The sequence below is a fragment of the Archangium sp. genome, assembly GCF_036388035.1.
Lineage (GTDB): Bacteria > Myxococcota > Myxococcia > Myxococcales > Myxococcaceae > Archangium.
In genome coordinates this window covers 1-11386 of the sequence record NZ_DASVSO010000810.1, presented here as the reverse complement: position 1 = coordinate 11386, position 11386 = coordinate 1, and the positions used below count along the sequence as shown (strand labels likewise).

10 protein-coding genes and 1 pseudogene are annotated in these 11386 nt (G+C 70.5%); 6 read left to right on the top strand and 5 right to left on the bottom strand.

Going from position 1 to position 11386, the window contains the following annotated elements; translation table 11 throughout:
- The coding region (locus VF697_RS33370) for a metallophosphoesterase (protein WP_331101368.1) at positions 1 to 306 on the bottom strand (306 nt) is incomplete at its 3' end.
- 243 nt (positions 307 to 549) lie between these two features.
- Here VF697_RS33370 and VF697_RS33365 point away from each other — a divergent pair.
- The 4 genes from VF697_RS33365 (at position 550) to VF697_RS33350 (ending at position 4762) form a co-directional block, all read left to right on the top strand.
- Positions 550 to 2154, top strand: coding sequence for an N-acetylmuramoyl-L-alanine amidase (locus VF697_RS33365; RefSeq protein ID WP_331101367.1), 1605 nt, complete (start codon positions 550 to 552; stop codon positions 2152 to 2154).
- A gap of 160 nt (positions 2155 to 2314) precedes the next feature.
- Positions 2315 to 3310: an LpqB family beta-propeller domain-containing protein gene (locus tag VF697_RS33360; RefSeq protein WP_331101366.1), complete on the top strand. Its 996-nt coding sequence runs from the start codon at positions 2315 to 2317 to the stop codon at positions 3308 to 3310.
- 297 nt (positions 3311 to 3607) lie between these two features.
- A complete protein-coding gene (locus VF697_RS33355) occupies positions 3608 to 4120 on the top strand; it encodes a hypothetical protein (RefSeq protein ID WP_331101365.1) in 513 nt (170 codons plus the stop codon).
- A 3-nt stretch (positions 4121 to 4123) separates the two neighbouring features.
- The gene (locus tag VF697_RS33350) at positions 4124 to 4762 is read left to right on the top strand and encodes a hypothetical protein (protein ID WP_331101364.1); all 639 of its coding nucleotides are present in this window, start codon (positions 4124 to 4126) and stop codon (positions 4760 to 4762) included.
- Between the two features lie 15 nt (positions 4763 to 4777).
- On the opposite strand, the gene VF697_RS33345 is transcribed toward VF697_RS33350, so the two are convergent.
- Together VF697_RS33345 and VF697_RS33340 are read right to left on the bottom strand one after the other, a co-directional pair.
- Positions 4778 to 5890 (bottom strand): FAD-dependent oxidoreductase, encoded by a 1113-nt coding sequence (locus VF697_RS33345; RefSeq protein ID WP_331101362.1) that lies wholly within the window; start codon positions 5888 to 5890, stop codon positions 4778 to 4780.
- Complete coding sequence (locus VF697_RS33340) at positions 5887 to 6624, bottom strand: hypothetical protein (RefSeq protein ID WP_331101360.1); 738 nt, start codon at positions 6622 to 6624, stop codon at positions 5887 to 5889. The genes VF697_RS33345 and VF697_RS33340 overlap by 4 nt, the downstream gene beginning before the upstream one ends.
- 139 nt (positions 6625 to 6763) lie before the next feature.
- Here VF697_RS33340 and VF697_RS33335 point away from each other — a divergent pair, with 139 nt between their 5' ends.
- Positions 6764 to 8209 (top strand): ATP-binding protein, encoded by a 1446-nt coding sequence (locus VF697_RS33335; RefSeq protein ID WP_331101358.1) that lies wholly within the window; start codon positions 6764 to 6766, stop codon positions 8207 to 8209.
- Positions 8210 to 8252: 43 nt separating this feature from the next.
- Here VF697_RS33335 and VF697_RS33330 read toward each other — a convergent pair whose 3' ends face one another.
- Together VF697_RS33330 and VF697_RS33325 are read right to left on the bottom strand one after the other, a co-directional pair.
- The gene (locus VF697_RS33330; RefSeq protein ID WP_331101356.1) at positions 8253 to 9110 is read right to left on the bottom strand and encodes a carboxypeptidase-like regulatory domain-containing protein; all 858 of its coding nucleotides are present in this window, start codon (positions 9108 to 9110) and stop codon (positions 8253 to 8255) included.
- Between the two features lie 184 nt (positions 9111 to 9294).
- Positions 9295 to 10599: a hypothetical protein gene (locus VF697_RS33325; RefSeq protein WP_331101354.1), complete on the bottom strand. Its 1305-nt coding sequence runs from the start codon at positions 10597 to 10599 to the stop codon at positions 9295 to 9297.
- Between the two features lie 240 nt (positions 10600 to 10839).
- Here VF697_RS33325 and VF697_RS33320 point away from each other — a divergent pair.
- Positions 10840 to 11386 (top strand): annotated as a pseudogene (locus tag VF697_RS33320) (hypothetical protein); the annotation flags it as partial.

Sequence of the window (11386 nt, the reverse complement as noted above, 5' to 3'; positions counted from 1 at the left end):
CACCGTCTTGAAGGGCTCCAGGAGCCGCTTGAGCTTTGAGGCCGAGTCGCCCCACCAGTAGTCATGGTTGCCGCGAACGAAGACCTTGCGGCCCGGGCGCTCGTCAATCCACTGGAGGTCGGCGAGCACCTCGGTGGGGCGCGTGGCCCAGGAGATGTCGCCCACCACCAGCACCACGTCCTCGGGACGCACCTTCTCGTCCCAGGCTCGCTGCAGCGGCAGCGGGTGATCCGTCCACCCGAAGCGGTGCATGTCCTTGTTGCGCGTGGAGGGAAGATGGGTGTCCCCGATGGCGAAGAGGCGCATGCCCTTCTCCTAACCCAGCCCGCCGCCCGCGTCGCCACTGGACTTGGACCTCCTGTCGACCCACTGGCCGCCCGGCCGGGGCCCCTCGGACTTCTTGATCGATTCAAATCAAGTTTTGGGAGGTAGAACCGGGTTCTGAGAAAAACGTGCTTCCCTTGGGGACCGGGAAAGTGCATCTTATGCCCGGCTCTCCCCAGGAGGGGCGGAGCCATGACTTTCCCCCCACCCTCCCCAGGAGTGCTCATGCACCCGTTCCGTAAGCCGCTGGTGGCCGCTGCCGCCGCCGCCCTCTCCCTCGCCGCCTGTGGTCCCCAGGAGCCGACGTCCACCCCCGCTCCCGCCGCCGTCGAGGACTCGCGCACCCCCGCGCAGCGCGAGGCCGAGCGCACCCCGTACGAGCTGGATGCCGCCTTCGCCAAGGCCGGCGCCGACTTCAACGTTCCGGCCAACCTGCTCAAGGCCATCTCCTACGCGGAGACGCGCTTCGAGATGGTGCAGGGCGCCGAGGAGTTCGAGGGGATGCCCGCGGCGTACGGCCTGATGGCCCTGCGCGGTGAGCGCCTCTCCGAGGGCGCGCGCCTGGCCGGCGTGTCCGAGGAGGCGGTGCGCACCCAGCCCGAGGCCAACATCCGGGCCGCCGCGGCGCTGCTGTCCGCGTACGCCACCGAGCTGAACGTGAACCGCGCGGAGCTGGGCGCTTGGGCCCCGGCCGCCGCGAAGTTCAGCGGCATCGACAACACCGAGGCGCAGGCCGAGTACGTCCACAACGCGGTGTACGAGGTGATGCGCAAGGGCGTCGTGGCCCAGACGCCCGCGGGCGACCTGGCCGTCTCCATCATGCCCTCGCAGGTGGAGGCGAAGTTCGCCTCGCCGAGCAAGCGCTCCCTGAGCGCGGACTACGCTCCCGCCATCTGGCGCCCGTCTCCCAACTACAACTCGCGTCCGGCGGGCACGGACGTCTCCATGGTGGTCATCCACACCTGTGAGGGCAGCTACTCGAGCTGCTGGAGCTGGCTGGTCAACTCCGCCTCTGGCGTGAGCGCGCACTACGTCGTCAACGAGAGCGGCTCGGAGATCTCGCAGCTCGTCCTCGAGGCCAACCGCGGCTGGCACGTGGGCGCCAGCTACGACTGCAACCTCAACGGCGGCGTGATGTGCGGCCTGCAGGGCACGTCGGTCAACAACTTCTCGGTGGGCATCGAGCACGGCGGTTTCGCCAGCCAGTCGAGCTTCCCGGCCGGGCAGATCGACGCGTCGGCGAAGCTGACGTGCGACATCACCAAGGGCCAGACGATTGTTCGTGACAGCTACCACATCGTGGCGCACGGCCGGCTGCAGCCGGCGACCCGCACGGATCCGGGCCCGAACTGGCCGTGGTCGAGCTACATCAGCAAGGTGCAGGGCTACTGCGGCACGACGGGCACCAGCATCATCATCGACAGCAACCAGGCCAACAACGACACCTCCAAGGGCTACGTCGAGGTGACGGGCACCAGCTGGGTCTCCTCCTCCAACGTGGGGGGGTACTACGGCTCGGGCTACTACGCCGCCTCCACCGCGGCGGTGTCGGAGCCGGTGACGTTCTACTTCTACCTGCCGGCGGCGGCCACCAAGACCGTCGACGCCTGGTGGACCTCGGCGACCGACCGTTCGACGACGGCGCCCTTCATCGTCTACAACGCCGCGGGCACCAAGCTGGCCACGGTGAACGTGAACCAGCAGATCAACGGCGGCCGGTGGAACACGCTGGGCACCTACAGCTTCTCCGCGGGCTGGAACAAGGTGCAGCTGAGCCGCTGGACCACGGCGGGCTACCAGGTCATCGCCGACGCCATCCAGGTGCGGTAATAGACGTGGCGTGATGACTCGGGACTTCGCGAAACAGGCGTGGCGGGGTGGGGCGCGGCGGTTGGCCGTGCTCGCCCTGCTCGGGGTCGGATGCAAGGCGGGCACGTGTGGCCGAGCCGCATCCGGCTCCGGGCCCCTCACCGAGCAAGAGCGGCGAGGGATGCCCGGAGTGATTGCCTTCGTCTCGGAGCGGGCGCCCCAGAAGGATGTCTGGCTGGTGCGGCCGACGGGCGAGGAGTCGCAGCTCACCCGAGGTCCCGAGGATGAGTACCCGATGGCGCCCTCTCCGGATGGCGCCGCGGTGATGGTGGTGGCGGCGGCCGAGGTGGGCGGGGTGCATGTGGAGCAGATCCGGCTGGCGCCGGTGGGGGGTGGCGAGGTGGTGATGCTGTCGGAGCCCCGGGGGCGCGCGCGCAACCCGAGCTGGGCCCCGGACGGCAGCTGGTTCGTGGCCGAGTCGGACGCGCAGGGCTTCAGCGACGTGGTGCGGCAGGAGTCGCGCCCGGGCGCCGAGGTGGTGCGGCTGGCGGCGGCGCGCGAGGGGAACTTCGAGCCGAGCGTGTCTCCGGACGGGACGCAGGTGGCGTTCGTGTCCAGCCGCGAGGGCGATCCGGAAATCTACGTGATGAAGGCGGATGGCTCGGACGTGCGCCGGCTGACGGCCTTCCACAAGGAGGACATGGCGCCGCGCTGGAGCCCGGACGGCAAGTGGCTCTCCTTCCTGAGTGACCGGGAGGGGCGCACGCGGGTGTTCCTGGTGAAGCCCGACGGCACGGCGCTGCGGGTGGTGTCGGGGAGCGCGACGTCGGGTGAGGAGCGGGAGCCGGCGTGGAGCCCGGATGGGCAGAAGCTGGCCTTCGTGGCGCGTGGGAAGGAAGGCGGCAACGCGCGCATCTGGGTGGCGAGCGTCGCGGGCGGCGAGCCGGTGGCGCTGACGGATGGGAAGAGCGTGGATGACCAGCCGGCGTGGAGCCCGGATGGGAAGTACCTGGTGTTCCCCTCGGACCGCACGGGAGACGTGGAGCTGTTCCTGATGCGGGCGGACGGGAGCGGGCAGGCGCAGTTGACGAAGTCCAAGGGCGCGGACTGGCTGCCGCGCTGGTTCGTCCCCAAGACGCCGCTCCCTGCGGCGACGGGGCAGACCCAGGGCACCTGACCCCACTCGGGGCGGCCTCCTGTCCTCACAGGTTCCCCTACCGGACAGAACCCCCGGGTATCGAGTGCTCTGGCGCTCCCCGGGTCGAGCCCTGTCGTTCATCCGCGACACGCTTCCAGCTCATGTGACCTGACACGTCAGGCGCCTCGGCTATACTGGGCGCGTTGACGGACGCACGGGTGGGCGCGATCGTATCACTTTCCAGGTGGGCTCCCAGTGTCAGAGGGGACAGGTAGGGTAGCGCCAAGGTGGAGGACGGCACGGGCGGCTGACGCGGTGCCCGAGGGAGGCGGCGGGATGAGGGACAAGGCGGACATCCGACGGGATTTCCTGGCACTGGCCGAGGTGGAACCGGGGCGAGCCCAGGAGCGTGGTCGCCTCCTCGAGGCCCTCCTCCATGACCTGCTGGCGTATGAGGCCCTCTCGCCGCAACGCAGGCAGAAGCCCGTGGGGGAGGAGGTCGACCTCACCTTCACCGATGGTCACCGGCACTTCTTGGTGGAGGTGAAGTGGGCCAAGAAGCTCTCGGCGTCGGACGTATTCGCCTTCCGGGGCAAGCTTGAAGGCAAGCTGTCGGGGACGTTGGGGGTCTTCGTCTTCGTCGGGGGGCAGTTCAGCGCGAGTGCCCTCAGTGCCATGTCCTGGGGCAGGCAAATCAACACCGTGCTGTTCGACGGTACGGATTTGGAGTTCGCGTTGTCGCCTGAGCACTCCTTCAAGCAGGTTCTCGACGTGAAGCTCCGTCGAGCCGCCAGCCTGGGAGACGTCTATTTCGCGTACCGGTCCTTCCTGAATGAAGGAGAGAGGTGAGTCATGCAGAACCCTTCTTCCCTGCCCGAGGTACCGAAGGTGGGATTCCTCGTGGGAGATGACCTGGACAAGCTGCTCGTGGAGACGTTGGGGCGCAAGGTGGTGGAGCAGTCGGGAGGGTTGCCGCAGCCACGGTTCTCGACCATCCGTGTGTATGGCTCTCCACAGGTTCGTTACATCTACCCTGAGATAGCCACCTTGGTGGAGAGAGGGTGCCGCAGGGTCATCGTCGTCTTCGATACGGAGACAATCGAGGGGGAGCCGGCCACCCTGTTGCGCGAACTCCAGAAGGGGCTCGTCGAGTGGGGGCTGTTGGAGCGGGTCGACCTGATGCCTGTCACTCCCTCCACCGCAGGCTGGATTCTCGCTGACCGTGAGGCCGTGGAACAGGTCGCGGGGGCTCCCCTACTGGAAGAATGCCTGCCACGAGGAGCAGGGCCCAGGGAGGAACTGGAGGCATGGCTCGGTGGCGAGAAACACCACCTGCAGGAGAAGCTGGGCGAAGTGGTGACGCGGCTCAGTCCCGAGCGGATCCGCGCGAGGAACACGGACGGCAGCTTCGCCAGGTTCGAGGAATGTCTTCTGGCCGCAATCCGTCTCCAGGTGGAGCGGGGACTCGCTGAGGGGCCCTCGGTGTCGTGACTCAATCCCAGGCGGTCAGCCATTGCCGCGCTGCTCGGCCAACCGCTGGAAGCGCTCCATGAAGCGCCGGTCAATGAGGTCCTTCAGCCGCCACATGGCGCGGCCGTGGAAGGCCAGTCCCTTCCACGCGCCCACCGCCGTCCCGTCTCCCGCGTTGAGCAGCGAGAGGAAGCCCGACTGGGCCCGGTAGGGCCTCGGCGTGCCCGAGCCCGTGAGGAGGGCGCGCAGGTTGTCTCGCAGCACCGGCCCCTGTCTCACCGCGTACACGCCGGCCTTCGGCACGTGCTGCCCGCTGATGAAGCCCGCGCAGTCCCCCGAGGCGAAGAGGCCCGGGTGCGAGGGGCTCTCCAGCGTGTCCCGCACCGCGAGGTAGCCCTGGGCGTCCACGGCCGCGCCACTCGCCGCGAGGAGCTCCGGCGCTCGGGGCCCCGTCGCCCACACGCACGTGCCGAAGTGGAGTCGCTCGCCCGAGTCCAGGTGCGCCACGTCCGCTTCCAGCCTCGTCACCCGGGACTCCAGGTGGAGGTGGATGCCCCGGCGCTCCAGCAGCCCTCGCACCCGGCGCGCGGCCGCGCGAGAGGCGCCTCGGGGCACCTGGCTCCCGTTCTCCAGCAGCACCGTGGGCCGCCCCGTGCGCGCCTGGAGGCACAGCGCCAGCTCCACGCCCGCCGCCCCGCCGCCCACCACCAGCAGCGGGCCCGTCTCGCGGGCCGACGTGAGGCGGGAGAGCGCCTGCTCCAGCGGCTTGAGGGGCACCGCGTGCTCGCGCACCCCGGGCACCCCGTCGTCCGCGGGCAGCGAGCCGATGTCGAAGCTCGCCGCGTCGTACGTCAGCGTCCGCCCGTCTCCCAGTCGCAGCTCGCGCCGCTCCGCCTCCAGGCTCGAGGCGCCGCTCGGCTCCAGCCGCGCCCCGGCCGCTCGCGCCAGTGCCTCCAGGTCGAAGCTCACCGCCTCCAGGGCGTACTGCCCCGCCAGATAGCCCGGCACCCTGCCGCTGTAGAGCTGCGTGCGTCCCCGCGTCACCAGCACCGTCTCCACTCCTGGCCAGGGCGCTTGGGCCAGGGCTTCCAGCACGAAGAGGTGTGCGTGGCCGGGGCCGACCAGGAGGAGGCGTTTCACGGCGGTCATGGGGGAGGTGTCTTCAGCCAGACCCGCAGGGGGCCGAGGGGCTCGAAGCCCAGGGCGCACCACGCGGCCAGCTCGTCGCCGTGCTCGTAACCCACGAGCGGCAGGCCCGGGAAGGCCCCCGCGAGCTGCCCGAGAAGCTCCGCGCGCAGCACTCCGGGGGCGCCCTCGGTGAGGAAGGTGTTGGACATGCTGACGACCCCCGCGGCGCGATACGCGATGGCCCCCGCGACGACGGCGTCCCCGAGGTACGCGGCGAGGAACGTGGTGCTCGCGTCCTCGAGCAGGTCCGCACGGAACAGGGCGTGGGCGGCGTCTGGCCTGGCGCTCTCGGGCTGGCCACTCCAGGCCGCCTCCCACGAGGCCAACGCACGGGCGTCCTGGACGCGGGCCCAGCGCACCCCGCTGGAGGGGGTGGGCGCCGGCCCTGACCGGGGCAGGTGGAGCCACTGCGCGGAGAACAGCTCCCGGAAGCCCAGCGGTGCGAGGTCGAGCGTCGCGAAGCTGTCCTTGACGCCCCAGTGTCCGGGCAGGACGAGCGCGGACAGCGCTTCGAGCTGTCGAGCCACGCCCTCCGGCGTGAGCGTGACGACGTTCGGGTAGAACCGCGGCACCGGGCCGCGGTTGAGCCAGAGCGCCTCGGAGAACTCGCCGGGATGGCCATGGGAGCGGCACACCGCGTCGCACCAGGACGCGTTGTTGGAGGCCGCGGCGGCTACCAGGTCTCGGGTCATCACGCACGCTCCGGAGGGGACCCCGCAGTCATTGCCCCACTCCAGGGAGGTGTCAAACCCCTCGTCGGACTGGAGGGCGCGCGGGGGAAGAGACGCGCGGCCCGAGGTGTTTTCAGGTGTTTCCCGTACTCGGAGAGTCTTCATGTCCCAGGCCCGGAACGGTCGTGCGGAGTGGTTCGAGTTGTCGGAGGAGGGCTGGCGGCGGTCCAACCGTGCCCGGCCGCTCGGTCAGCTCGTGCGCGAGGCGCTGCAGAACGCGTTCGACCAGCGCGCGCGTCGGGTGAAGGTGCGCCTGGAGGAGGACGAGGTGCGCATCGAGGACGATGCCCCCGCGGGACTGGCGCGGGATGAGTTCGCCTTCACCGTCTTCCTGGGGGAGAAGGACACGCCGCCCACGTGGCGGGGGCGCAAGGGCCGGGGCTTGAAGGAGATGATCGCCGCGAGCGACCGCGCCGAGGTGGAGACGGTGGGGCGCACGCTCGTCTTCGACGACTCGGGGCGCACCGTGAAGGCCAATGCGCGCCGGGTGGGCACGTGCCTGCGGCTCTTCCGCCACACGAGCGAGCGCGAGCGCGAGGCCGCGCTCCAGTTGCTGCGCCTCACCCTCCCACCGCCGGGGGTGGAGCTGGTCATCAACGGGCGGGGCGTGCGGCCTCCGAGGCTCCGGGAGTCGCTGGAGGACTGCCCCCTGGAGACGGTGGAGTTGCACCGGGGGGTGGAGCGATTCGTCGAGCGGCCCGCGCGGGTGGACCTCTACCACCCCCGCCCCGGGGAGACGCCGCACCTCTTCGAGCTGGGGCTGCCGGTGGAGCCGCACCACCTGCCGTGGCACGTGGACGTGCAGCAGCGCATTCCACTGGCGGCCGAGCGCGATGCGGCGAGGGACCCGTACAAGCGCACGCTGGCGGCCATCATCCTCGAGTCGCTGGCGCCCGAGCTGAGCCGGCAGGAGCTGTCGGGCGCGTGGGTGACGGAGGTGCTGGCGCACTTCACCCTGGGCGAGGAGGCGCTCCAGGCCTACGTGGCGAAGGTGCTGCCGGCGCGGGCGGTGCTGGCGGTGGGGCCGCGCGCGGATGACCGGGCGCGGCAGCTCGGGGCGAAGGTGGTGGACCTGCGGGGGATGCCGGACGCGGCGCTGGCGCAGCTCGAGACGGTGGTGGAGTCAGCGGACGCCTACGTGGAGCGGATGGAGGGCCCGCCCCGGGACGTGCTGGTGCGGCCCGGGCCGCGGGCCGAGCGCTTCGTGGGGCTGGTGCGCTGCCTGTCCCGAGAGCTCATCGGGCGCGAGGTGGGCGTGGAGTTCTTCGAGCGCAAGGTGCGCGACCCGAGCGCCCACGTGGAGGCGGAGTACGACCGCGAGCGGCGCGTGCTACGGGTGAACATGCGGGGGCGGGTGCGGCTGGAGAACCCGCTGGAGCCCAGGACGCTCGGCATCATCCTGCATGAGCTGGCGCACGAGGCGGGCGAGGAGCACGACTTCGCCTTCATCGACCGGCTGGAGGGCTTCGCCGGCAAGGCGTTGCGCGCCGTGATGGACCGGCCCGACCTCCTGGCGCCCTACGCGAGCCCGAAGAAGCAGACGGGGTAGCCGTACGACCGGGCCTCCGCCTGCCTGCTCGGGTGGGAGAGACCTAGGGAGACAAGGTGCCCGGGTGCAGGGTGAGGACGAGCCCCAGGCCCGGGGCCGCGCCCGCGCTGCGGGGCAGGTAGTCGCGGGAGCCCTGGAGGGCGAGGTTGAAGGTCTCCGCCGCCGCGCCGGAGTGGACGTAGATGAAGAGGCCATTGGCGCTGGTGGCGTCCTGGCTGGCGCTCTGCAAGTCCGGGGCGGGGTAGTAGATGCGATGGGCGAGCTCGCCGCGGTCGAGCGCGACGCGGGCGCCGGCCACGGGTGCGCCGGAGGCGTCCACGACGCGGCCGAGGATGAAGCCGGCCTCGCGCAGCGTACGGGCGCGGTCGCTGGTGTGGGCGCGGATCCACATCTCGCCCACGGCCCGGGTCAGGGTGTCGTGGAAGGAGACGGGCAGGGCCCAGACGCGGGCATTGATGATGTCCGTGCGGGGCCGCGTGCGGGTGAAGGCGGTGTCGAAGACGACCGTGGAGCTGCGCACGAGCCCCTCGCTGGCGAGGGTGGCGGCGAGACTCAGGTTCACCTCGCGCACGGGGACGTCGGACACGGAGAACTCGCCGCTGGAGCCGACCGGGCCCCTGCCCAGCGAGGCCTCTGGATCGCTCACGCCGACGCGCAGGGGCTCCTCGACGGTCAGCTCGAGCCCCTCGAGTGAGGGAGGGGTTTGCCCCTGGGCTGCGAGCAGGCGTGCGGCCTCGGGGAAGAGCTCGGCGCGGCCAGTGACGGAGATGGCGAGGTGGTCGAGGTCCACCACCTGACTGTCACTGCGTTCGACGCCGGGGTCCGGGTCGTTGGACGGACCACATGCGACCGGGGCAAGCCCGAGGAGAGCACAGCAGAGGACGAGACGCGGACGCTTCATGGCTGCGCGCCAAGTTCTTCACGCCCCCGCCTGAAGGCAATCCACCCGCGGGCCGTGGACGTCCCCTGGGTGACGCAACCCCCCACCTCCTCCCGAGTGCTCACCGGTGGAAAGACGAAGGGCCGCCCCCGTCCTCGAAAGGAAGGGAGCGGCCCTCGACTCACGACCCGTGGGAGGTCAACTCCTACCGGCGTCCACCTCGGCCCCAGCCGTTGCCATTGCCACCGCTGTTGCCGTTACCACCGCCGTTGCCGTTGCCACCGCTGTTGTTGCCGTTGCCACCGCTGTTGCCGTTGCCGCCACTGTTGCCGTTGCCGTTGCCGCCACCGTTGCCCCAGCCGCCATTGCCACCGCCGTTGCTGGGCGGGGGAGGCGGAGGCGTGTTGCCGCCACCACTGTTACCGCCACCGCTGTTGCCGCCGCCGCTGTTGCCGCCACCGTTGCCCCAGCCGCCGCCATTGCCACCGCTGTTGTTGCCGTTGCCACCGCTGTTGCCGTTGCCGCCGCTGTTGCCGTTGCCGTTGCCGCCACCGTTGCCCCAGCCGCCCCCGTTGCCACCGCCATTGCCGCCGCCGTTGCTGGGCGGAGGAGGCGGAGGAGGCGTGTTGTTGCCGCCGCTGTTGCCGCCACCGTTGCCCCAGCCGCCGCCGTTGCCGCGAGGAGGACGAGACGAATCGTCGTCATTGTCCCGACCGGGGCGGCCCGGGTTGTTGTTGTGGCCGGGGGGCTTGCCCCAGCCGCCCTGACCGGGAGGCGTACCGCCGTGTCCCGGAGGCGTGCCACCGTGGCCGGGGGGCGTGTTGCCCCAGCCGCCGCCATTCGAGGGAGGCGGGGTGTTGCCACCCGGGTTGGACGGAGGCGGAGTCGGGTTGCCCCAGCCGCCGCCATTCGAGGGAGGCTGGTTGCCCCAGCCGCCGCTGCCGCTCGGGGGCTGCGTGCCGTAGCCCGTGCCCGGAGGGGGCGGCGGCCGGCTGGAGTTGCCCCAGCCACCATTGTTCGAGGGCGGAGGCGTCGAGTTGCCCCAGCCACCGTTCACGGGCGAGGCGTCGTGCGAGTTGCCCCAGCCACCGTTCGAGGGCGGAGCGGGCCGGTAGTTGTTGTAGACGTACACCGAGCGGCTCTTGTCCCAGCGGTACGTGCTGCCCCTGTACGTGTGGGGGAAGTAGTCGTGGCTGTGGCGGCCGTGGACGTAGCAGGGGTCGCCGCTGGGCACCGGGTGGTAGTCCATGTACCAGACCACCGTGGGGCCCCGGTAGACGTACACGTCGTTCGAGTAGTTGTAGGTGTTGACGTCCTCGGGCGCGTAGCCATGGACGTGGCTGTACGACTCGGTGCACCACCCGCCGTACGGATCCGGGTGGGGGTTCGAGTACCGGTACTCGTAGACGCGGGCCTCGTAGGTGCTGCCGGTGGGCTGGTGGTAGTGGGCGACACAGCCGGTCCCCATCATGAGGGCGGCCGGTACTGTGAGGGCGAGAAGGCGACGCATGGAAGGCTCTCCGAGGCCGGTGTCAGAGCCGGCCCAACCATTTCATCACGGCGAGGACATTGGAGCAGACGGGCGGGCAGGAAGAAAATTCACCCCCCCTGTTTCCCCGATTTTCCCCTGTCCCGGTGGCCGTGCCGTTTCCGGGATGCTCGCTCAGTCGAGGCCCCTTGATAAAGAGGGGGGGAGGGAGGCGGCGCTCCCTGGGGCCCTTCCGGCCCGGAGGCCGCTGGAGGCAGAGCGATGGCCGTGACGGATTCCGGGAGTGGGAGGGGGGAGCCTCGGTGTGCGCTTCATCCGACGTTGGGGGCCACGGGCACGTGCGACCGGTGTGGCAACTTCACGTGTGAGATGTGCAGTCAGCGGGGCTCGCAGAAGTTCTGCCCCTCCTGCCGTCAGCGCACCGGAGACACCGCGCAGGTGGCCTTTCCCCTGCGGCGGGACACCTGGAGCATCAGCGCCCTCTGGGACTACTGCTTCGAGGCCTTCAAGCGCGACTGGTTGATGCTGTCGGTGGCGATGCTCGTGGGGCTGGGCGTGAGCACGGTGGCCAACCTCGCCGGCAACATCGCCGGGGTGGTCATGCAGGTGACCGACTCCTTCGTGGTCATCGGCGTCCTGCTGCTCATCTCCATCCTCTTGCAGGTGGTGGTGCAGGGCGTGATGGGGCTGGGGATGATGCGGGTGGCCTTCGACGTCCTGACGGGAGGGGGCGTGGACATCAGCCGGCTCTTCTCCCAGTGGACCAAGACGGGGCGCTACGTGGTGACGGTGCTCCTGGCGGGCCTGG

Bases quoted from the DNA above. Each gene is read 5' to 3' on its own strand.
- VF697_RS33350 (WP_331101364.1), top strand. From the start codon at position 4,124: ATGCAGAACCCTTCTTCCCTGCCCGAGGTACCGAAGGTGGGATTCCTC.
- VF697_RS33335 (WP_331101358.1), top strand. From the start codon at position 6,764: ATGTCCCAGGCCCGGAACGGTCGTGCGGAGTGGTTCGAGTTGTCGGAG.
- VF697_RS33330 (WP_331101356.1), bottom strand. From the start codon at position 9,110: ATGAAGCGTCCGCGTCTCGTCCTCTGCTGTGCTCTCCTCGGGCTTGCC.
- VF697_RS33345 (WP_331101362.1), bottom strand. From the start codon at position 5,890: ATGACCGCCGTGAAACGCCTCCTCCTGGTCGGCCCCGGCCACGCACAC.
- VF697_RS33365 (WP_331101367.1), top strand. From the start codon at position 550: ATGCACCCGTTCCGTAAGCCGCTGGTGGCCGCTGCCGCCGCCGCCCTC.
- VF697_RS33360 (WP_331101366.1), top strand. From the start codon at position 2,315: ATGCCCGGAGTGATTGCCTTCGTCTCGGAGCGGGCGCCCCAGAAGGAT.
- VF697_RS33355 (WP_331101365.1), top strand. From the start codon at position 3,608: ATGAGGGACAAGGCGGACATCCGACGGGATTTCCTGGCACTGGCCGAG.
- VF697_RS33325 (WP_331101354.1), bottom strand. From the start codon at position 10,599: ATGCGTCGCCTTCTCGCCCTCACAGTACCGGCCGCCCTCATGATGGGG.